Here is a 22,322-nt window from a genome sequence, read left to right on the forward strand (position 1 = left end):
TTTATAAGATTATTTCCAAGAATATTTCACACCCACGGTGCCTTGGTAGCCTTTATGTCTGTTGCTATCGAATGATTTTTCGTAGCGAGCGTCCGCATAAAGGTAAGTGTTTTCACTTAAGGAGAATTGAGAACCCAAGCCTAATTCCCACCAAGTGCGGTCAAATTTCTCGGTTAATTTGTCACGACCAATTAATGCATTGCCCGTTGCTTTAAAATCGTGCCAAATATTACCGATGAAATAATAGGTGCGAGTGCGTTGTTTATCATTTGGTTTGTTATATGCCAAACGGAAACCAACACGACCACGTAAGCCATAACCTTTTTGCGAAACTGCACGAGTGCCGTCGTTAAAGTTGCCTAAGCGCAAGTATTGAGCAATAAGTTGTGCTTGCGGCTCTAAAATCCAGCTATCTCCGTTGTTGGTTTTATCTTTACCTAAGGCGTAAGGACGACCAGTTTCCACTGAAAGGGCAGCACCCCATCCGTGATTTTTCGCCTGTGTGCCATCAACGGATGAATAACGGTTATTTAACCAAGAGAGTTGTCCCACCCAGTCAATATAAGTGCCATTTTCATTGTAACGCGTGTCAGTTACACCAAGATTAAGTGCGGTAGTTTTTACGCGAGAAGTTAATTTATCTGCAATCACGACACCATTTTTCGCGCGGTATTCATCATAGAATTTGCTGTGAGAACGTAACGCACCGAAATACAAGCCGGTAAAACGACGAGTAAGTTTGCCCTCATCATCTTGTTTGGTTTTAACATCAAAATCGTGTCCCACTTGGAATCCGTACATATTGGTTTTTAAACCAAAACGTTCTTTTCCGTCGAGTTTGAGGTGTTTGCCGATTACGCGCCCCCAAGATTGTTTTTCTACATCTTGCCAATAACCGCCTTGTTTATCCCAAGAAAGGGTTTGATTTTCGCCACGACGTTGGTGAAGCGTATCCAACATTGTATAGCCTAATTCCAAGTTTTGGCGAGGAACGAGTGTATAAGCAACCGCACTTGGTGTGATGATCACTGGCCCTGTTGGCGGTGTAACAGGCGGCTGAGGTACAGGCTGAGGTTGTGGTACAGGCTGTGGTTGTGGTACAGGCTGTGGTTGTGGTACAGGCTGTGGTTGTGGTGCAGGCTGCGGTTGTGGTACAGGCTGCGGTTGTGGAGCAGGCTGAGGTTGCGGTACAGGCTGTGGTTGTGGTACAGGCTGTGGTTGTGGTGCAGGCTGCGGTTGTGGTACAGGCTGCGGTTGTGGAGCAGGCTGAGGTTGCGGTACAGGCTGTGGTTGCGGTACAGGCTGTGGTTGCGGTACAGGCTGTGGTTGTGGTACAGGCTGTGGTTGTGGTACAGGCTGTGGTTGTGGTACAGGCTGTGGTTGTGGTACAGGCTGTGGTTGTGGAGCAGGCTGCGGTTGTGGTACAGGCTGTGGTTGTGGTACAGGCTGTGGTTGTGGTACAGGCTGTGGTTGTGGTACAGGCTGTGGATTAAGTGCTGTAACAGTCCAGAAATATTCAGTTTTACCATCAATTTCACGAGAGGCTAATTGCACTTCTCCTGCACCAGTGGTTCTGGCGGTTCCGCTGAAGGTTGGGCGAGTTTTATATGGAGTACCAGCTAGAGTAGATTCACCTTTATGGCCGCTATCTTTACCTAAAATTCTTACGACTGGCGCACTAATCTTATGCAAATCTGCAGCGATACTTGCAATAGAACCATCAATAATGTTTTCTTTCTCATCTTTACTTACTGAAATTACAGTTGTTTTTCCAGAAGCATCCCCCGTGATTTCAAGTAAATCAGAGTGAGAATTGTCTCCCTTGTCATTGCCCGGCGAGTTCCATTCTGTATTCACTTTTAATACGCCGTTATTACCAACATAATCCCCTTCAATGGTAAGTTTGTCTGCATAGGATTTATTCGCGAGAGTGATGATACCGCCGTTGGTGAATGTTCCCTTTTCAGTTTCATAACTTGTACCTGATAAAGAAACACCCGCACTTGACGGGGTAAATGTACTTTTAGCAAGTCGAATTTCTCGAATTTTACCATCTGTTATTTTTAATAAACCTTCCTTAAGCTCTAATGTCCCATCTGTAACTTTGATTAGTCCTGATGCTTTTTTTAGTTCTATTACTCCATCTTTTTTAATTTCTAATAGTTTTGTTGTGTTAATATATTCCTCTTCATCGTTATATGGTTGTTCTATACCGTTTGCTTTAGTTAATGTACCAGATTTTATTTTAAAAAAACCCTTAGCATTAGAAATCTCACCTACAGGAATCTCACCTGCAGGAATCTGAATATCTTGCTTTTTGGCCTCGTGCTTTAATGCTACTTTATAATCAGAACCTAGGTCAGTAGAATTTTTTGAAGCATCTAATGTACCACCATTCAGCGTAACGTCATAAGCAGTAGAGCGTTGTTCAGTTTCATCTTCTTTTTTCTTCAATGTCCAAACGGCTTTGTTATCCACATTCATTGTTAAGGTTGAACCAATATCTTGATGAACTAAACCTATTAATTGGGCACCCTCACTAAAGGTGGCGGTAAGTTTTGAAGTCGCTTTCGCAGTAATTGTTGCGGTATCAACTGCATCTGATTTAGCATACACGGCCCAGCCTTTTGGTGCAGCAGTGGCTATGGATTTGTCGCCTGAAAGTTTAAATGTCGCATTAGATACGTTAAAAGCTCCCCAAGTAAAACGACTTGTTAATACCCCCTCTTTCCCTAATATTCTAGCACCAGAAAGAAGTTGCCCATCTTTTTTAAAACGGGCATTGGTAAGAATAAGACTGTCAGTTTTCGAGGTGGTGGAAAGCTTGGTATTAACTAAGCTAACCTGATTATTTTTATTATCTTTACCTCTCGCAAGCATTTCTTGAAAATTAAAAAAATAATTTACTTCCCCAAGATTTTCATAATCAATGGTATCGAAAACTAAAGCATTTGTACTGGCTCGAATTTCAGAAGCTTCATTCTTATTTTTTTCACCTGTAATAGTGAATTTTGAGTCTTCATCAAATAAACGTACCGCACCTGAACCGCGATAAGTTGTACCCTCTGCAATGGTTGTTCCATTAATTGCTGTCGTGTCTACAAATAATTTTCCCTTGGCTTCTACGGTTGCATTTTTACCCGCATCTCCATTGCCAGGTTTCCCGATTTTAATACCTGCAGAGTTAATACCGTTTGCTGTGACACTAATATTTGTATCCCCGTCTAAAATAGCCTTAGCATCATTACCTGACACATAAAGCCCCACCATATAATCTGCAACTTTATTTGCACTTACATCAGAAACTTTAATATCTACTTTTCCTGTAGAATGAAATTCTGGTGTTGAACCTGTTGAACGATATACTCTAATACCAGAATATTGATAGCCAGTTTCAAATTTTCCGCCAGAAATAGGAACTCCAGTATAATTCCCTCTTACAGTATCCGCTGTATTATTTACTGTAATATTTGCGTTTTCTACATTAACACGAGCATTACCATTACTATCTCCACCTGCCCAGTTATATCCTACAGCAAGTCCATAAGCTGCATCACTATCTGGGGTATGTGGTGTATCTGCTTTACGATTTACTTTGGTAACATCAACAACTAAATTTTTAATATTAACATCAGAGTTCCCCCTAACAATCATTCCTTTAGGGCGGTTGTTCACTGCAGATGGTTCTTGAGTTACTTTTATTTCAAAAGTATCAGCTGTAAGTTTTGAATCTTGAACTGTAATAGGGATAGGTTCACCATCTCCATTAGTTGCAACTTTAAGAGTTAAATTTTCTGTGCCTGTGAGAGTGAGATGTGCTCCTGAAGTTACAGATATACCCTTATCTGTTAGTTCATCCTCAGCTCCAACGATTATTCTATCAACGTTTATGTCTTGTGTTAAAGCAGCATAGGCTGGAGTTGTACTAAGTGAATAATAGGTAGTAGAAAGCGCAGAAGAGACTAGAATACTAAGAAGTTTTTTTTACAATTTTGCTTGCTTGCTTGCTTGCTTGCTTGCTTGCTTGCTTGCTTGCTTGCTTGCTTGCTTGCTTGCTTGCTTGCTTGCTTGCTTGCTTGCTTGCTTGCTTGCTTGTGCGTGTTTCATAAATTCACCTGATAAGTTTTGTAAGTTTAAATAATTTTAGTATGAAATGCCTTATATGAAATTATCCATATATAGCGTTTGGATTTTAACCAATTTGAAGTAGGCTTGCAAATTTTAGCGGAAATTTTTGGGGAGAAATACTGATTAGATCTCAATGATTATTTCACTGAAAATTTTTCTTCGGCAAAGGTTCTGGCTCGCCTAAAAAATAAGGCTCAACCCCTAATATCAAATCAAAAACCGCTTTTATACGCGCAAAAACTTCTCTTATTCGAGTAGATAGATGTAATTCAGGTTGTTTGGCTACAAAACAAATCGCATCAATATTATGTGCTTTAGCAATTAAAAGTGCGCGTTCGCAATGAAATTTTTGGCTGACAATCGTAAATGCTTGCACTTGGAAAATTTTATCGGCGCGAACAACTGAATCAAGGGTGCGAAAGCCTGCAAAATCACGGAACATTAAAGTTTCTGGCACGCCCATTTTTCGTAAATCGCGAAACATTGCTCTTGGTTCGTTATATTGCAAAGTTCGGTTGTCGCCACTTAATAAAAGATAATTTACTTTTTGTTGTTCGATTAGGCTTTTAGCTGCCATTAAGCGGCTATCGTAATAAACGTTCGGTTTTCCGCTGACGGTGTATTTTGATGTGCCAAGCACAAGGGCGTAAGGGCGAAAGGGGAGTTCATCAATATTTGTGAATATCTTATCACGCACATAAAAACTTACGCCTCGATCCACTAGCAAGCAAAGTATAATCAATGCAAAGATTGCGTAGAGTAGGGCGCGAAAAAGTGCGGTGAATTTTGGGGAGAATTTTTTTACTAGCATAGCGGTAAACATAATGAAAAATCGACCGCACTTCAAGGAGAATTTGATGGATTTTGTGAATTGCATTGATGTGCGATAATTTAGCCGTTTAGACGGCTAAAATTTCTTGACAACCTAATCGACTTACTGATAGTTTAAACGCCATTCTGATTATTACGATAGGTTTTCAATGTCTGTGCAAAATGTAGTGCTTTTTGACACACAGCCTTTAACTCTGATGCTTGGCAGCAAACTTTCCCATATTAATGTCGCATATCAAACTTACGGTACGCTCAATGCCGAAAAAAATAATGCGGTATTAATTTGCCACGCTTTGACTGGCGATGCTGAGCCTTATTTTGATGACGGTCGCGATGGCTGGTGGCAGAATTTTATGGGCAAAGGTTTAGCATTGGATACGGATCGTTATTTTTTTATTAGCTCGAACGTATTAGGTGGTTGCAAGGGAACAACAGGGCCTTCATCAATTAATCCGCAAACGGGTAAACCTTATGGTAGCCAATTTCCTAATATTGTCGTGCAAGATATTGTCAAAGTACAAAAAGCCTTGCTTGATCATCTTGGCATTAGCCATTTAAAAGCGATTATTGGTGGATCTTTTGGCGGCATGCAAGCGAATCAATGGGCGATTGATTATCCTGATTTTATGGATAATATCGTGAATCTTTGCTCATCCATTTATTTTAGTGCTGAAGCTATAGGCTTTAACCATGTTATGCGTCAAGCAGTCATTAATGACCCTAATTTTAATGGTGGCGATTACTATGAGGGGACACCGCCAGATCAAGGGCTATCTATTGCGCGTATGCTAGGTATGCTGACTTACCGCACCGATTTACAACTTGCGAAAGCTTTTGGGCGTGCCACAAAATCAGATGGCAGCTTTTGGGGCGACTACTTTCAAGTGGAATCCTACCTTTCTTATCAAGGCAAAAAATTCTTAGAACGTTTTGATGCCAATAGTTATTTACATTTGTTACGTGCGTTGGATATGTATGATCCCAGTTTGGGGTATGAAAATGTTAAAGAGGCATTATCACGCATTAAAGCACGCTATACATTGGTTTCAGTGACAACGGATCAACTCTTTAAGCCCATTGACCTTTATAAAAGTAAACAGCTTTTAGAACAAAGTGGAGTCGATCTATATTTTTACGAATTTCCATCAGATTACGGACACGATGCGTTTTTAGTGGATTATGATCAGTTTGAAAAACGGATTAGAGATGGTTTGGCGGGTAATTAATTAGTCATAAAAAAGTGCGGTGAAATTTCACCGCACTTCTTCTTTCATAATAGGTTATTCTTCAGAACCGCTTTCTTCCAAAGAATCTTCTTCATCCGCATCACAAACACGCTCTAAACTTACAACATGTTCATCATCGGCAGTACGAATTAAACGAACACCTTGCGTGTTACGACCTACGATACTCACTTCGCTTACGCGTGTGCGAACAAGCGTTCCTGCATCAGTGATCAACATAATTTGGTCTGTTTCTTCTACTTGAGTTGCGGCAACGACTTTACCATTACGTTCACTCACTTTAATTGAAATCACACCTTTTGTATTACGTGATTTAGTTGGGTATTCACTTAATTGTGTGCGTTTTCCGTAGCCGTTTTGCGTTGCGGTTAAAATGGCACCTTCACCTTTTGGCACAACAAGAGAAACCACTTTATCGATATTTAAGTCTAATGATACTTCAGCGTTGTCATCAGAAATATCTTCAATTTCTACCGCACTTTCATCGTCAGAAATATCGTTTGTTAAAGCTAGTTTGATACCGCGAACGCCTGTTGCTAAACGCCCCATTGCGCGCACGGCATTTTCTGCAAAACGTACCACGCGACCTTGTGATGAGAACAACATAATTTCGTTGCTGCCATCAGTAATATCCACACCGATTAATTCATCTTCGTCACGTAAATTCAATGCGATGATACCGTTTGAACGTGGACGGCTAAATTCGGTTAAGGCGATTTTCTTCACAATACCGCCAGCAGTTGCCATAACGACGAATTTATCTTCTTCATAAGCAGAAACTGGCAAGATTGCAGTAATACGTTCGTTTTCTTGTAACGGAAGAATATTCACAATTGGACGACCGCGTGCGCCACGACTTGCTTGCGGAAGTTGATATACTTTCAACCAATATAAACGGCCACGGCTAGAGAAGCAGAGGATCGTATCGTGAGTGTTTGCCACCAGTAATTTTTCGATAAAATCTTCTTCTTTCATCTTCGTCGCAGATTTGCCTTTACCGCCACGGCGTTGAGCTTCATAGTCGGTCAGTGGTTGGTATTTCACATAACCTTCGTGAGAAAGCGTCACAACTACGTCTTCTTGTGCGATTAAATCTTCTAAATCAATATCGCCAGAAGCTGCGGTAATTTCAGTTAAACGATCATCACCGAATTGTGCTTTCACTTCTTCCAATTCTTCACGAATCACTTCCATTAAGCGTTCTGCGCTACTTAAAATATGAAGAAGATCCGCAATTTTAACTAATAATTCTTCATATTCTTTTACAACTTCTTCAAACGCAATGCCCGTTAAACGATGTAAGCGAAGTTCTAGAATTGCGTTTACTTGCGCTGGCGATAAGTAATACTGTTCGCCTTGAATGCCAAGATTCTCTTCTAAATCATCAGGACGAGCGGAAACATCAAGCAGATTAATAATATCGCTATGTAACGTCCAAGAGCGTGAACTGATTGCTGTTGCGGCCTCTTCACGGTTTTTAGAGTTACGAATGATCGCAATCATTTCATCGATATTAGAACGAGCAACCGCTAAACCTTCCAAAATGTGCGTACGTTCACGCGCTTTGCGAAGCTCAAAGATAGAACGACGTGTAACCACTTCACGGCGGTGTAAAACGAAGGATTCAATGATTTCTTTAAGATTAAATAAACGCGGCTGACCGTGATCCAATGCCACCATATTGATACCAAAGGTTACTTGCATTTGAGTAAGAGAGTAAAGATGGTTTAATACTACTTCACCTACTGCATCACGTTTAATATCAATTTCAATACGGATCCCTTCTTTGTTTGAAAGGTCAGTAATATTGCTGATGCCTTCGATTTTTTTCTCGCGAATTAATTCGGCAATTTTCTCGACTAATTTTGCTTTATTTACTTGGTATGGCAATTCAGACACGATAATTTGCTCGCGTCCTTTTTCGTTGGTTTCTACGGTTGCACGAGCACGAACATACACTTTGCCACGACCAGTACGATAGGCCTCTTCAATTCCTTTACGACCATTAATTAATGCAGCGGTTGGAAAGTCTGGTCCCGGAATATGCTGCATTAATTCATCAATGGTAATTTCATTGTTGTCGATATAAGCCAAGCAACCATTTAATACTTCATTTAAGTTGTGTGGAGGAATATTAGTTGCCATCCCCACCGCAATACCAGAAGAACCATTTGCTAAAAGTGCTGGAATACGAGTCGGCAATACATCTGGAATCATTAATTCGCCATCATAGTTTGGCGAGAAATTGACGGTTTCTTTATCCAAATCCGTGAGCAATGCTTGCGTAATTTTTTGCATACGCACTTCGGTATAACGCATTGCAGCTGGCGCATCACCATCAATTGAACCAAAGTTACCTTGCCCATCAACCAACATATAGCGAAGTGAGAATGGTTGCGCCATACGAACGATGGTATCGTACACGGCTGAGTCACCATGCGGGTGATATTTACCGATTACATCACCCACAACACGCGCTGATTTTACGTATTTTTTATTGGCGGTATTGCCTTCGCGATCCATGGAGAACAACACGCGGCGGTGAACAGGTTTTAGACCATCTCGAACGTCAGGTAATGCACGACCAACGATAACCGACATCGCATAGTCAAGGTAGGAAGATTTGAGTTCTTCTTCAATATTGACAGGGGTGATAGATGATTGGATTGAATCCGTCATTGGTATTCCTTTTTTGATCAAAAATTGTGGCGGATTATAGCATAAAATTGTGGATATGTGGTTTTTGATATCAGGATTTCGCCTGATGGCGACCTACTTTTTCTTTGCTTTGCCAAAGAAAAAGTAGGCAAAAAGAAAGGCAACCCTGCTTTTCCTTATTTCCTTTGTTCCATTGAATTTGTTTCACGGAAATTTTCTGAACTCGCTGCGCTCAAACAGACGAAAATTTCCTACAAATTCAATTCCACAAAGGTGGAAAAGAAGGGAACCCAATTTGTTCTTTATCCGATTTAAAGTGCGGTCAAAACTCAAAATATTTTTTGTTCTTAAAATGAATTTAAAATTAACCGCACTTTTTAAATAATGCTCTGATAAATTCGGGGCCCCATATAAATCGCCTTTGCGACTTTCAATTTTCAGGCAATTTGCGTCTGTTTGAGCGTAGCGAGTTCAGCAAATTGCCGTTAAGAAAATTGAAACAAAGCAAAGAACAGCGATTTAACTGGGGCGTGTTTTCTTTGCCTACTTTCTTTTACACGAGTAAAAGAAAGTAGGTCGCCGTCAGGCGAAATCCTGACCTAATTATTTCCAATTTTCTTTTTTGGCTTTCTGCAACTTCCCATAAGCCTCCAACAGCGCCTGATGCTCCTTAAAGTTTTCCAAATTCTCATCACTTGCTGGAAGATTGTAGAATGGATTACCACCTTCAGCGACAGCTGTCCAAGCTTGTTTAACCGCATCTTTACCATACATTTTCTCAAACACTGCACGATATTGCGCTGGTTCGCGATTTTGATCTAAATGTAATTCAATGATGGAAATTAATGCGCGGTAATAATTCACACGTTCTGTGGTGAATACGGAGCTGTTCATATTCAGCGTCCAGTTTGCCCAATCTAATGCTTGTTCTAATTCGCCTAATGCAAGGTGGAGCATAGATTTTAATTCACCCACGCGTAAGGTTGTCCAGCCGCTATTTTTAGGTGCAACGATACCGATAAATTCACGCACGCGAGTTGCATCATCAATATCTTGTCCGTCTAATTCTTCTAATAACTCTTGATAGGTTTCTGCATCGTGATACCAGTTTGGTATATCCAGTAAAATTTCGCGCCAATCCATGCCCATATTGTTGTTGGCGTAAATTAAATCATCTGCAGGATAAATATCAGACATGCCTGGCACAATAATGCGGCACGCATAGACATCCAAATGGTTGTAATCCATTACGTAAACTTCTTTTTCATCCGCACGGAAAATCGCCATTAAATTATTGTATTCTTCTTGCGTGGTACCGCTGAAATTCCAATCAGCAAATTCATAATCAGGCGTTTCTTTGAATAAATCCCAAGAAATTAAACCGCTCGAATCAATAAAGTGGGTTTCTAAATTAGCGTGTTCAGCTACATCATCGTTATTGAAAGAGGGCGGTAAGAAAACATCTAAATCTTTCAAGCTACGACCCTGTAAAAGCTCCGTCACAGTACGTTCTAATGCCACTTGGAAATTTGGATGCGCACCAAAAGAGGCAAAGCAAGTACCGTTATTCGGATTGAGTAGCACCACGCAAATAACAGGGTATTTTCCACCAAGTGAAGCATCAAACGCATAAATTGGGAAGCCTTCTTCCTCTAATTTTGCAATGGAAGCCTGAATAGATGGATAGCGATCCATCACCAATTTTGGAATTTCTGGCAGGCTGATCGCTTCAGCGATAATTTTGTTTTTCACATAACGCTCAAAAACTTCTGACAAGCCTTGCACGCGAGCTTCAAATTTTGTATTGCCCGCAGACATGCCATTTGAGACATAAAGGTTGGCAATAATACTTTGTGGAATGTAAACGGTTTGTTCGTCCGATTGACGAATATAAGGCATCGCTACGATCCCGCGATCATAATTGCCAGATTGTAAATCTACCAATAATTCAGGCGTAAGCTCGGCATTAGGATCAAAATAATCCAATAAATAATCATCTAAAATGCCATTAGGCAGTAAAGCATCATCTTCAATCGGGAACCATTTTTCATTGGGATAATGCACAAAATCGCCGTTTGCAATCTCTTGCCCTAAATAGAAATCAGCAAAGAAATAATTCGTGGAAAGACGCTCAAAATATTCGCCAAGGGCAGAAGCTAACGCCGCTTTTTTGCTTGCCCCTTTACCATTAGAAAAACACTGCGGGCAGTCTTTATCACGAATATGCACAGACCACACATTTGGCACGGGATTCAGCCAAGATGCCTCTTCAATATTAAAACCAAGTGCGGTCAATTTTTGCTGAAATTTTGCAATGCTATCTTCTAATGCGGCATCTTTACCAGGGATAAACGTTTGTTCTGTCATTTTTTGTTCCTAAATAAGAAAAAAGTGCGGTGAATAATAGGGGAGTTTTAATAGCGGGGCAAGATTTTTTCGGCAAAAATAAATCCCGAAAAACTTCGGGGTTTTCTACTGACTTTTAACGTATATTTGATTGGCGTTAAAGTAAAGTTGAATTGAACCGCATTTTCAAGGCAATCGTAATTATGGCGAAAATTTTTTCATCGTTGAGAGGAAAGTTTTCGCGTAAAGTGCGGTGGGAATCGGTAATGTTTATTTGAGCTTGTGATAATTCATTTAATAAAATCGGGAGAGAAAGATTAAGTTGCTCGGCGATTTGTTGAATAGAAAAATGCTCGAAAGTCATCATCAAGCGATCTAAATTGCAGTAAGAAGGCATACGATTATGAGTGATGAGATCGGCAAATTGAGTGTTGATTTTTACCCATTTCTTCTTGCGGCTATAAAAATGCAGTAACAAACCAAATACGGCAAATCCTGCAAAGAAAAGATGAATGTCTAAGGCTTGAGTAAAAGGAAGTCCCAGCCACATTGAAATGCCACTTGCAACAACGAAAAGCAAACTTAAGGCTAATCCCCATACTAAGAAAAATTTATAAATTACTTCAAATTTCATTGAATAGTCCTTTTCTACAAAATAACCATAGGAAAATATAGAACACCTAATATTATAGAATTCTTTTATCTTATTTTACTACGTTATATTTGAATTAATATATCGATACTGTAGAATTGGTTGCAATGTCTCGTTTTTAAAAAGTTAAAATGAAAAAATGCTTTATCATTTTAACCGCACTTCACCTGAACTTTTACATCAACATTTGAATAACCACATTGAAAAATCACTATGACTATTTACAACATCAATTTTGCTGAACTTTATCAACAGCATTTAATCGCTTGTAATCATTACAACTTACCCCCGACAAAATGGGATAAAAAAAGCCGTGAAAATGGCAGAGAACTTAGTCGGCAAGCCTTCTGCATATAATCAGCAATTATTGCAAGCTATGAATGTGCAATCCGATGAAACTGTGTTGGATATTGGTTGTGGCCCCGGTACCTTTGCTGTACCTCTCGCACAACAAGGCTCAACGGTATATGCCTTGGATTATAGCAATGGAATGTTAGATTGCTTGGCACAATTTAAGCAAAAATTTGGTTTGCATAATTTGACGACATTTCATAAATCTTGGGCGGATAATTGGGATGATGTGCCACAAGCTGATGTGGTGTTGGCATCTCGTTCAACGTTGGTGGACGATTTGGACAATATGATCGAAAAACTCTGTGCCAAAGCGAAAAAACGTGTGTTTTTGACTTCTGTCACACAACGTCATTTTTTAGATGAGGGCGTATTTGAGGCGATTGGCCGTGAAGATATTGGTTTCCCCACTTATATTTATTTACTCAATCGGTTGTATCAAAAAGGCATTCAGGCAAATTTGAATTTTATTGAAACCGAATCGGGTTGTTTTCAAGGTGAAAGCTACGAGGATTTATTAGCCTCGGTGGAATTTTCTTTAGGCGAGCTTTCCGAAAAAGAAAAACAAGGTTTAAAAGCCTTTTACGATCGTAAACAAGCCAATAACGAACCAATTTCTCATGGACAGAAAAAATGGGCGTTGATTTGGTGGAATGTGGAGCGCATCTAATGTTTTAAGCGGAATCAATTTATTTTTCTATCACTAATTAAAAGGACGATTATGTTATTTGCTTTACCTGCGCTGAATGATAACTACATTTGGCTTTATCAACGAGAAAATCTGCCGCTTATTATTGTCGATTTGCCTGAAACGGATAAGCTGTTTGCATGGCTAGATAAGCAAAACGCAACGGTTGAAGCGGTGTTGCTTACTCACGAACATGATGATCATACACAAGGTGTGTCGGCATTTAAAAAACGTTATCCAACAGTGCCGATTTATGGGCCGCAAGAATGTGAGAAAAAAGGCGCGACTCAAATTATAAACGAAGGGAAGATCCTTACCGCACATTATCAAATTGATGTCATTCCGACTGGGGGACACACTAAACAGCACGTTAGTTTTTTAGTGGATAATCATTTATTTTGTGGTGATGCGTTATTTTCTGCAGGTTGCGGACGTGTTTTCACCGGTAATTATGCGCAGATGTTTGAAAGTTTGCAGCGTTTGAATACATTGCTTGACGAGACGATTGTTTGCCCTGCTCACGAATATACATTAGGAAATTTAGCGTTTGCGGAAACGGTGCTGGTGGAGAAAAGTGCGGTAGAAAAAAGTGCGGTGGAAAAACAACGTATTTTTGTTGAAAAACAGCGGTCTGAAAATAAACCAAGTTTGCCGACCACCTTAAAACTAGAGCGAGAAATTAATCCGTTTTTACAAGCAAAAACACTTGAAGAATTTACCGCACTTCGCAAAGCAAAAGATATGTTTTAAGTTATCTTTTTTGTTGGGGCAAAGTGCGGTGATTTTTTAAATTAGCAGATTATTTCTTTCTCGCTAACATCGTGGCAAATTTCATTTTAATGCGATTGCCGTTTTCATCGGTTTTGTGTAATTCGCCCATATTTTCGTTATATTCTAAGAATTCCCAATCTTTGTAATATTCTTTCAATTCGTTTTCAGCAAAAGTGAAAGAGAACGGAAGTGGGCAAGGCACATCATCTGTGGACATGGCAGCAACGATTAAGTTATATCCGCCAACATTGGTGTGCTCTTGCATATTTTTAATGATTGACGGCACACGTTCACGATTTAAGAACATAAACACCACCGTTGAAACAATAAAATCGTAGTTTTCTTGAATATTGGCAGAGTTAATATCGTAAAGTGCGGTAGAAATATTAAGATTTTCTTTCTCTTTAGTTTCATTTAAAAAGGCAATGCTGTTTTCATTGTGATCCCAAGAGGTCACATCATAGCCCAATAAACTTAAATAAAGTGAATTACGTCCTTGTCCGCAACCTAAATCTAATACTTTACAAGGCGAGATAATTTTTGCTGCATCCACCACATCGCCGTGAGTGGCAGTCATATTGTATTTTTTACTGAAATAATCTTCTTTTTTGCAATAGAAACCTAGGGTACATTCTAAATCATCAGAAAGCGCTTCAACACGATGCCACGCTTGAGGTTCAACAAAAGGAATCTCGCTTTCTGGTGTAAAAATATGCTCGGCAATGACATCGCCATTTTCGGTTAGCTCATAAAATTTGAGTTTACCTTTTAATACAGTTAATTTCCCCCAAGTGCCGACTTTTGTGTTGTGCTTTTCTTGGAACATTTGTGGCAATTTGTCTTTTGTCCACACTGGCATTTGTTTATAGCAGATTAATTCGTTTTTCATAATATTCTCCAAACAGATAAATAGTTGAGTGTTATAGTAGGTTATAAGTCACCTCTTTTCAACAAGAAAATAAAAGGGCAACGTAATGTTGCCCTCATTTAGATTGAATTGATTATTTTACTTGCATGCCTGCAGTGACACCGCTATCGGCAGATAACAAGAATAAATCACTACCGCCTGTTCCTGCGGATAGAATCATTCCCTCGGACACGCCGAATTTCATTTTACGTGGTGCAAGGTTTGCCACCATAATCACAAAACGACCTTCTAATTCTTCAGGTTTATTGTAAGCCGCTTTAATGCCAGAGAAGACTTGGCGAGTATGATCGCCAAGATCCAATTCAAAACGTAAAAGCTTATTAGATTCTGGCACGGCTTCGCATTTCAACACTTTTGCTACACGCATATCAAGTTTAGCGAAATCATCAATAGTGATAGTTTCAGCAATAGGTTCAACGGCAGAAAGTGCGGTTGGTTTTGCTTCAGTTTTTTCTGCGGCTTTATTGGCTGCTGCAAATAAGGCTTTGGTTTCTTCCACAACGGCATCAATTTGTTTTTTCTCTAAACGAGAGAATAAGGTTTTAAACGGTGCAAGGGTATGGCCAAGTAATGGTTGATGAATATTATCCCAACGTAATTCAGCTTGTAAGAAGGCTTCTGCACGTTCTGCCAGTTTTGGAAGAACAGGTTTTAAGTAAGACATCAACACGCGGAAAAGCTCAATTCCCATTGAACATACGGCTTGCAATTCTGCCTCTTTGCCTTCTTCTTTTGCAATCACCCAAGGGGCTTTTTCATCAATGTATTTATTGGCTTTATCCGTTAATGCCATAATTTCACGAATGGCTTTATTGTATTCACGGCTTTCGTAATAAGCGGCGATTTGCTCGGCTTGAGCGGTAAATTCTGCAAATAATGTTTCGTCTTCTAGTTTATCCGCAAGTTTGCCTTCAAAGCGTTTCGCAATAAAGCCCGCATTGCGTGAAGCTAAATTCACTAATTTGTTTACAATATCCGTATTTACACGTTGTACGAAATCGTCAAGGTTAAAATCTAAATCTTCAATGCGATCATTTAATTTTGCTGCATAGTAATAACGCAAACATTCAGGATCGATATGATTCAAATAAGTGCTGGCTTGAATGAAAGTCCCGCGAGATTTTGACATCTTCGCCCCATCCACAGTGACATAGCCATGAGTGAACACATTAGTCGGTTTACGGTAGCCGCTGCCTTCAAGCATTGCAGGCCAGAATAGGCTGTGGAAATAAACGATATCTTTACCGATGAAATGATAAAGCTCCGCATCGCTGCCTTCCGCCCAAAATTCATTGAAATCAATGCCTTCACGATTGCATAGATTTTTGAATGAAGCCATATAGCCGATTGGTGCATCTAACCAAACATAGAAGAATTTATCTTTTGCGCCCGGAATTTCAAAACCGAAATAAGGCGCATCGCGTGAAATATCCCATTGTTGTAAACCGCTCTCAAACCATTCTTGCATTTTGTTGGCAATTTCAGATTGAAGTGAGCCAGAACGTGTCCATTCTTTTAACATCCCTTCAAATGCAGGTAAGTCAAAGAAAAAGTGTTCAGATTCTTTTACAACAGGTGTTGCGCCAGAAACAGCTGAACGAGGATTAATTAAATCCATTGGGCTATAAGTAGAAGCACACACTTCGCAGTTATCGCCATATTGATCTTCTGCTTTACATTTCGGGCAAGTGCCTTTTACAAAACGATCTGGCAAGAACATATTTTTTTCAGGGTCGAATAACTGAGAAATAACTTTACTCTTAATAAAACCATTGGCTTTGAGTTTATTGTAAATTTCTGCGGTGAGCTGTTTGTTTTCTTCGCTGTGAGTGGAATGATAGTTATCAAAACTAATATTAAAACCTGCAAAATCACGAATGTGATCGGCTTTTGCTTTGGCAATTAATTCTTCTGGTGTAATGCCAAGTTTATCAGCATTCAACATAATCGGCGTGCCGTGCGCATCGTCTGCACAGACAAAATGGATTTTATTGCCACGCATACGTTGAAAACGCACCCAAATATCCGCTTGGATATGTTCTAACATATGACCTAAATGAATTGCCCCATTGGCATAAGGCAAGGCGCAAGTGACTAAAATTTTACGGGGTTGAGTTGTCATTTATTATTCTCTTTTTTAGCATATAAAAATTGTGCTTATCTTACTTTAAATAGGGGATTTTTTCTAGTTTGAAAATGGAAGGAAAATCCACCGCACTTTATTTAAAATTACCTATTTTAAAAGCTTAAAATTTAATCATTTCACACCCAGTATACTGGGTGTTAGTTTCTCTTTACAGAGAAACTAACAAAACATATTGCCAAACAAAAAATTTGGTATTTTTTATAAATCAACTTAAGAGATTATTATATGAAATTGACAAAAACACTGCTTACCAGTGCATTGTTAGGTGCCTCTATTCTTTCTTTTCATCCAACTGCGGCAGCTATGGATTTCGGAACACAAGTGGGTATAGATGCTTATAGGAAGAATGATTTCGCACAGGCTGCAGAACAGTTTAAAGATGCAGGTATAGTGAGAGGAGATCCTACAGCGCAAATACTTTTGGGGCAAATGTATTATAATGGGGAATTTTTTAAGCAAGATTATGTTGAGGCTGCAAAATGGTATCGTAAAGCTGCAGATCAGGGGGCGAAGTTTGGCTTACTTTTCTTAGGTGAGATGTATGAAAACGGAGAAGGTGTAGAAAAAGATTATGCTGAAGCAGTAAAATTGTATAGAAAGGCTGCAGAGCAGGGGAGTGCAGGAGGTCAAATGGCCTTAGGTTCAATGTATAGATTTGGAAAAGGCGTAGAAAAAGATTATGCTGAGGCAATAAAGTTGTATAGAAAGTCTGCAGAGCAAGGAAATTTCACGGCACTATTTTTCTTAGGTGAGATGTATGCTAATGGAGTAGGCGTTAAACAAAATAAAGCGAAAGCCAAAGAATTATTTAAGAAATCTTGTGAACAAGGTACAAAGGAAGCTTGTAAAGCTTTAAAAAGTTACAATAAGAAATAAGGGAAAAATTTTATGAAAAAACAATTGATTGCTATGGTTTCTTTGGTTGGAACAGTTTCTGTATTATCTGCTTGTACTTCTAATGAAGATATTACCTTTCCTGCAATGATTTCGCCTTTGGCATTAGATGTTGAAACTTGTTCATCACAAGCTAAATCTGATTTTCAATTAGGTGTGGCAGCTTATAAAGATAAGAAATACGATCAATCTTTTGAGTTATTTACTAAGGCGAGTGAGAAAAATTGTGCAAATGCTGATTTCTATCTTGCAGCGCAATATTATAACGGACAACATCTCTCAAAAAACCTTGAGGTGGCAAAAGAAAAATTTAAACAGGCTTGTCATAAAGGGCTAAAAACAGCTTGTATAATGGAATAATTTGAGTTTAGTCCATTATTTGAGTAAATACCTGTTTCTGAAATCGCTTATCAGAAACAGGTTTTTTTATTCGGTTTGAAAAACTTTAACTTAACATACCGCACTTTCCGTGATTAAATATGCCCGACAAATTTACTCTACTAAACAGGAAGTTATTATGGCAACCTACTTTTCTGATAATTTGACTGCCGAGCAGCAAAATCAAGTTCAGCAGATTATTCAACAATTTCAGCATCCAACCCTGCAAAAGGATCTGATTGCGCTTAATACTTTGAAAAAAGTGGAAAAGGGCGGTGATACTTTACGTATAGAATTGAAATTACCTTTTGCGTGGAATTCGGGTGCAGAACAATTAAAACAAGCGGTTTCAGATGCGTTGTTGAAAGCAACAGATTGCAAAGCAATTAAATGGGCGGTGACTTATCAAATCGCCACACTTAAACGTGCAAATAATCAACCTGCTGTAAAAGGTGTGAAAAATATTATTGCGGTGAGTTCTGGTAAAGGCGGCGTAGGGAAATCATCGGTTTCCGTTAATCTCGCTTTAGCATTACAAGCACAAGGCGCACGTGTTGGGATTTTAGATGCGGATATTTATGGCCCTTCTATTCCACATATGTTAGGCGCAGCGAATCAACGTCCAACTTCGCCAGATAATCAACACATCACCCCAATTAAAGCACATGGTTTATCTGCAAATTCCATTGGCTTTTTAATGAATGAAGATAGCGCAACAATTTGGCGCGGCCCGATGGCGAGCAGTGCATTAAGCCAATTATTGAATGAAACCCTATGGGATAGTTTAGATTATCTTGTTATCGATATGCCACCGGGCACTGGCGATATTCAACTTACCTTATCACAACAAATCCCTGTGACTGGCGCAATAGTTGTGACAACTCCACAAGATATTGCTTTGCTTGATGCGGTGAAAGGTATTTCAATGTTTGAGCGAGTATCCGTGCCGGTATTGGGTATTGTGGAAAATATGTCAATGCACATTTGTAGCGAGTGCGGTCACCACGAAGCGATTTTTGGCACAGGCGGTGCAGAGAAAATGGCTGAAAAATACAATGTAAAAGTATTAGCTCAACTTCCTTTACACATTCGTATTCGTGAAGATTTAGATGCAGGCAACCCAACTGCTGTGCGAGTGCCTGAAAATAAAATTTCACAAGCATTCCTACAACTTGCAGAAAAAGTTTCTACAGAACTTTACTGGCAAGGTTCCGTAATCCCAAGTGAGATTTTATTTAAAGAAGTGAAATAATAGAAAAAAGATAGGGCTGCATTTGCAGCCCTTAGAATTTATTTTCATCTAATTTACATTGAATATGATGAAATGATCCTTTTATTTGACATCAATAAATATCAAGTTACACTAGCAGAGTATCATTAAGTGATACATTATTGCCAATAGTTAATTAGTATAAGGAGAGGCTGATTTTTGACTTATTTTTTATTAAAAATAAACTTTTGTCAGCTATATAACGATGAATATGAGATTACAAGTAAAACAGTGGGGAAATAGTAAAGCAATCCGTTTACCTAAGGACTTTACCGATTCTATGAATTTAGATATGGGAGACTTCTTGGAACTAGAAAAAATTAGCGACAATACAATTAAAGTGATTGTTGTGCCTAATAATCCGAAAAAAAGAAAAAGATTAACTTTGGATGAACGTATTGCAATGACCTCATCAAAACAATTACCCGTCATTCAAGAATGGGATTTACTTGAGCCGACAGGGCAGGAAATTTGATGGCTAAACAACAATTTAAAAGAGGCGATATTATCACGGTTTGCTTAAATCCCGTTGTAGGAAATGAATTGCAGGGTGAGAAACGTCCTGCATTAGTATTAAGCGATAATAAATTTCATAATTTGGGATTTATGATGATAGCACCGATTACACAAGGAAATGCGGAGCTTGCCAGAGAAAATGGTTTTGCGGTAACGTTAAGTGGAACAGGCTGTAAGACACAAGGTGTGGTTGTTGCATATCAAGTCAGAATAATTGATTTTCGAGGTAGAGGCGCGAAAAAAGTTGAATCTGTACCAGATTATGTTTTATTTGAAGTTCAAGACATTGTTGAAGCGATTTTAAAAGATTAGAAAAATTGCCCTAGTATTTGCCAGGGCAATTTCTATTGTGGATCAATTAAATCGACAAGTTTCATAATAACTTCATCGATTAAATAATCTTCTGCTTTTGTAGCAAATTTTGCCTGTCGTTCTTCTAAATCTAATGCTCTTAGTTGGTGGCACAAAATAACACCAGTTATTTTTCCTGATTGAGTGCTATTTCCGTCAAGAGTAACTGTCACACTTTGTGAACGTGCAGCATTTCCACCTGTTGAAATTGGGCAACAAAGAGCCGTTCCTAATGCTTTGTTTAATAACTCATCAGTTATGACAATAAAGTAATGTGGGCTACGTAATTCCTTTCCTTTTGTTGGATCGGGATCAATGTACCAAATTTCACCTTTTTTTGGGGCTCGCATTACCATACTTCTTTCCCTACAGCTTTAGAGCTAGTGAGTTCTGAGATTGATGCATTTAAGTTTGCTATTTCTTTGCTATCAATAGCAGTTAATAATTCCGCAATGCTTTTTCGTCCTCTTGCTTTTCGTTTAACTGGGGTAAGCACAACTTGTTCTCCTTGCGGTTCTAAATTGATTTTATTTCCAATTTCCCAACCCATTTTTTGTAATATTGCCATTGGAACAGTTAAAACTGCGGCACCACCTTGTTGTCTTAATGTCGCTTGCATGATGATCTCCTAGATTAAAGTGCTACTTTGTGTAACATTGTAGTGCAAATAAAAAATAAAACAACTCTAATTTATTTCACCCATCTCACCACTTCATCCACCCCTTTACGGGATTTTTTCGCAATATCTCGTGAGCGATAGCCGAAAGTTGCGGCGACAGAAACGGCATATTCTTGAGGATCGAATAATCCTTCTTCGGCGAGGCATTCGTTCATTTTATCGTAATGAAAACCTTCGATTGGGCAAGAATCGATGCCAAGGGCTGCGGCGCCAGTAAGCATGTTGGCAAGGGCGATATAAGTTTGTTTACTGCACCAATCAAATAAAGTGCGGTCGCTTTCGAGCAATTTCATATCTTCTTCTTGCAAGGCTTTGTATTTTGCGAGGGCGGCTTGTCGTTGCTCGGCATTCAAGCCTTTGCGCGCCATTACATCCACAAAAAATGGGCTGTCATAACGGGCATTTTTCTTCGCGAGAATTACGACAAGATGACTGCAATTATCAAGCTGATTTAGCATTCCCCAACTGAAAGGCTTAATTTTTTCGCGCAGGGTTTTATTTTGAATCACTAAATATTTCCAAGGTTCAGAGCCAACAGAACTTGGCGATAATCGACCGCACTCTAAAATACATTCAAAATCTTCATCACTGATTTTTTTGGTTGGGTCGTAATAACGTGTTGAGCTGCGTTGATGGAAGAGTTCCAGAACTTGTTCACGAGTAAGTTGAGTCATTTTATTTCCTCTTTTTTAAACAAAAATGCGTCGCCATACTAAAGATTAGTTTTTGCTAAAGCAAGGGAAAGGTTCTAAAATAGTTAGCATTTTTATCATAGAGAGTAAAGATGATGACAAGAATTGCGATTATTCCTGCAAGAGCGGGTTCTAAAGGCATTAAAGATAAAAACTTACAGCTTGTTGGTGGCGTTTCTTTAGTGGGGCGTGCGATTTTGGCAGCGCAAGAGTCGGGTATGTTTGATCAGATTGTCGTAACATCAGACGGCGAAAACATTTTAAAAGAAGCTACAAAATATGGTGCAAAAGCAGTGGTACGCCCTGAAAATTTGGCGCAAAGTGATACACGCACCATTGATGCTATTTTGCATTGCTTAGAAACGCTCAATATTTCACAAGGTACGACTGTACTTTTGCAGCCAACTAGCCCATTGCGTAATGCTTTAGATATTCGTAATGCGATGGAAATTTTCCTTGGCGGCAAATATAAATCAGTGGTTTCCGCTTGCGAATGTGAGCATCATCCTTATAAATCCTTCACTTTAGAAGGCACCGAAGTTCAGCCTATTCACGAATTAACCGATTTTGAAGCCCCTCGCCAAAAATTACCGAAATCTTATCGTGCAAATGGTGCAATTTATATTAATGACATCGAAAGTCTCTTTGAAGAAAAACGTTTTTTTATTGCCCCAATGCGTTTTTATTTAATGCCAACTTATCGTTCCATTGATATTGATTCCACACTTGATTTGCAATTAGCAGAAAGTTTAATTTCAAAAGAATTCTAAAAAAAGGCCGCACTTGTCGGCCGTTTTTA

General features: G+C 39.1%; 19 protein-coding genes and 1 pseudogene. 9 read left to right on the plus strand and 11 right to left on the minus strand.

The window, feature by feature from the left end; all coding sequences use genetic code 11:
• Window positions 1–9 precede the first annotated feature (9 nt).
• The 3 genes from GG9_RS09625 to GG9_RS08315 all read right to left on the minus strand — a co-directional run bounded on the left by GG9_RS09625 (window position 10) and on the right by GG9_RS08315 (window position 4,951).
• The gene (locus GG9_RS09625) at window positions 10–3,675 is read right to left on the minus strand and encodes an autotransporter outer membrane beta-barrel domain-containing protein (protein WP_005629814.1); all 3,666 of its coding nucleotides are present in this window, start codon (window positions 3,673–3,675) and stop codon (window positions 10–12) included.
• Window positions 3,676–3,984: 309 nt separating this feature from the next.
• On the minus strand, window positions 3,985–4,107 hold the full coding sequence (locus tag GG9_RS09735; RefSeq protein WP_272941223.1) for a hypothetical protein: 123 nt from the start codon (window positions 4,105–4,107) through the stop codon (window positions 3,985–3,987).
• A 163-nt stretch (window positions 4,108–4,270) separates the two neighbouring features.
• Entirely contained in the window at window positions 4,271–4,951 is a 681-nt protein-coding gene (locus GG9_RS08315) for a SanA/YdcF family protein (RefSeq protein ID WP_005629816.1), read from the minus strand.
• Between the two features lie 157 nt (window positions 4,952–5,108).
• Between GG9_RS08315 and metX the strand changes: the two genes are divergently transcribed.
• On the plus strand, window positions 5,109–6,185 hold the full coding sequence (gene metX / locus GG9_RS08310; protein WP_005629818.1) for a homoserine O-acetyltransferase MetX: 1,077 nt from the start codon (window positions 5,109–5,111) through the stop codon (window positions 6,183–6,185).
• A gap of 54 nt (window positions 6,186–6,239) precedes the next feature.
• Here metX and gyrA read toward each other — a convergent pair whose 3' ends face one another.
• The 3 genes from gyrA to GG9_RS08290 form a co-directional block, all read right to left on the minus strand.
• The gene (gene gyrA / locus GG9_RS08305; protein ID WP_005629820.1) at window positions 6,240–8,882 is read right to left on the minus strand and encodes a DNA topoisomerase (ATP-hydrolyzing) subunit A; all 2,643 of its coding nucleotides are present in this window, start codon (window positions 8,880–8,882) and stop codon (window positions 6,240–6,242) included.
• A 582-nt stretch (window positions 8,883–9,464) separates the two neighbouring features.
• Entirely contained in the window at window positions 9,465–11,228 is a 1,764-nt protein-coding gene (gene ycaO / locus GG9_RS08295) for a 30S ribosomal protein S12 methylthiotransferase accessory factor YcaO (RefSeq protein ID WP_005629824.1), read from the minus strand.
• Between the two features lie 136 nt (window positions 11,229–11,364).
• A complete protein-coding gene (locus tag GG9_RS08290; RefSeq protein ID WP_005629826.1) occupies window positions 11,365–11,841 on the minus strand; it encodes a hypothetical protein in 477 nt (158 codons plus the stop codon).
• Window positions 11,842–12,072: 231 nt separating this feature from the next.
• Between GG9_RS08290 and GG9_RS08285 the strand changes: the two are divergent.
• Window positions 12,073–12,880: pseudogene (locus tag GG9_RS08285) on the plus strand (methyltransferase domain-containing protein).
• Between the two features lie 51 nt (window positions 12,881–12,931).
• Window positions 12,932–13,648, plus strand: coding sequence for a hydroxyacylglutathione hydrolase (gene gloB / locus GG9_RS08280; protein WP_005629830.1), 717 nt, complete (start codon window positions 12,932–12,934; stop codon window positions 13,646–13,648).
• A 49-nt stretch (window positions 13,649–13,697) separates the two neighbouring features.
• On the opposite strand, the gene tehB is transcribed toward gloB, so the two are convergent.
• Together tehB and metG are read right to left on the minus strand one after the other, a co-directional pair.
• On the minus strand, window positions 13,698–14,558 hold the full coding sequence (gene tehB, locus GG9_RS08275; RefSeq protein WP_005629832.1) for an SAM-dependent methyltransferase TehB: 861 nt from the start codon (window positions 14,556–14,558) through the stop codon (window positions 13,698–13,700).
• Window positions 14,559–14,670: 112 nt separating this feature from the next.
• Entirely contained in the window at window positions 14,671–16,719 is a 2,049-nt protein-coding gene (gene metG, locus GG9_RS08270; protein ID WP_005629834.1) for a methionine--tRNA ligase, read from the minus strand.
• Window positions 16,720–16,968: 249 nt separating this feature from the next.
• Between metG and GG9_RS08265 the strand changes: the two genes are divergently transcribed.
• The 5 genes from GG9_RS08265 to GG9_RS08245 all read left to right on the plus strand — a co-directional run bounded on the left by GG9_RS08265 (window position 16,969) and on the right by GG9_RS08245 (window position 20,113).
• Window positions 16,969–17,619 carry a tetratricopeptide repeat protein gene (locus GG9_RS08265; RefSeq protein ID WP_005629835.1) on the plus strand — a complete coding sequence of 217 codons (651 nt, stop codon included), beginning with the start codon at window positions 16,969–16,971 and terminating at the stop codon, window positions 17,617–17,619.
• A 12-nt stretch (window positions 17,620–17,631) separates the two neighbouring features.
• Window positions 17,632–17,997, plus strand: coding sequence for an SEL1-like repeat protein (locus GG9_RS08260; protein WP_005629837.1), 366 nt, complete (start codon window positions 17,632–17,634; stop codon window positions 17,995–17,997).
• Between the two features lie 157 nt (window positions 17,998–18,154).
• The gene (gene apbC, locus GG9_RS08255) at window positions 18,155–19,267 is read left to right on the plus strand and encodes an iron-sulfur cluster carrier protein ApbC (protein WP_005629839.1); all 1,113 of its coding nucleotides are present in this window, start codon (window positions 18,155–18,157) and stop codon (window positions 19,265–19,267) included.
• Between the two features lie 223 nt (window positions 19,268–19,490).
• Window positions 19,491–19,760, plus strand: coding sequence for an AbrB/MazE/SpoVT family DNA-binding domain-containing protein (locus GG9_RS08250; RefSeq protein WP_032825016.1), 270 nt, complete (start codon window positions 19,491–19,493; stop codon window positions 19,758–19,760).
• Window positions 19,760–20,113, plus strand: a complete 354-nt coding sequence (locus tag GG9_RS08245) for a type II toxin-antitoxin system PemK/MazF family toxin (RefSeq protein ID WP_005629843.1) — start codon at window positions 19,760–19,762, stop codon at window positions 20,111–20,113. Before GG9_RS08250 ends, GG9_RS08245 begins: the two co-directional genes overlap by 1 nt.
• 32 nt (window positions 20,114–20,145) lie before the next feature.
• Here the strand turns inward: GG9_RS08245 and GG9_RS08240 are convergent, their stop codons facing one another.
• The 3 genes from GG9_RS08240 to GG9_RS08230 form a co-directional block, all read right to left on the minus strand.
• Window positions 20,146–20,508, minus strand: a complete 363-nt coding sequence (locus tag GG9_RS08240; protein ID WP_005629845.1) for a type II toxin-antitoxin system PemK/MazF family toxin — start codon at window positions 20,506–20,508, stop codon at window positions 20,146–20,148.
• Window positions 20,502–20,771: an AbrB/MazE/SpoVT family DNA-binding domain-containing protein gene (locus tag GG9_RS08235; protein ID WP_005629847.1), complete on the minus strand. Its 270-nt coding sequence runs from the start codon at window positions 20,769–20,771 to the stop codon at window positions 20,502–20,504. The genes GG9_RS08240 and GG9_RS08235 overlap by 7 nt, the downstream gene beginning before the upstream one ends.
• Before the next feature lie 71 nt (window positions 20,772–20,842).
• Window positions 20,843–21,505 (minus strand): NAD(P)H-dependent oxidoreductase, encoded by a 663-nt coding sequence (locus tag GG9_RS08230; RefSeq protein ID WP_005629849.1) that lies wholly within the window; start codon window positions 21,503–21,505, stop codon window positions 20,843–20,845.
• 113 nt (window positions 21,506–21,618) lie between these two features.
• Between GG9_RS08230 and siaB the strand changes: the two genes are divergently transcribed.
• The gene (gene siaB / locus GG9_RS08225; RefSeq protein WP_032825018.1) at window positions 21,619–22,293 is read left to right on the plus strand and encodes a 5-acetyl neuraminic acid cytidyl-transferase; all 675 of its coding nucleotides are present in this window, start codon (window positions 21,619–21,621) and stop codon (window positions 22,291–22,293) included.
• Window positions 22,294–22,322 lie beyond the last annotated feature (29 nt).

The sequence above is a fragment of the Haemophilus haemolyticus M19501 genome (assembly GCF_000222025.1).
GTDB lineage: Bacteria > Pseudomonadota > Gammaproteobacteria > Enterobacterales > Pasteurellaceae > Haemophilus > Haemophilus haemolyticus_G.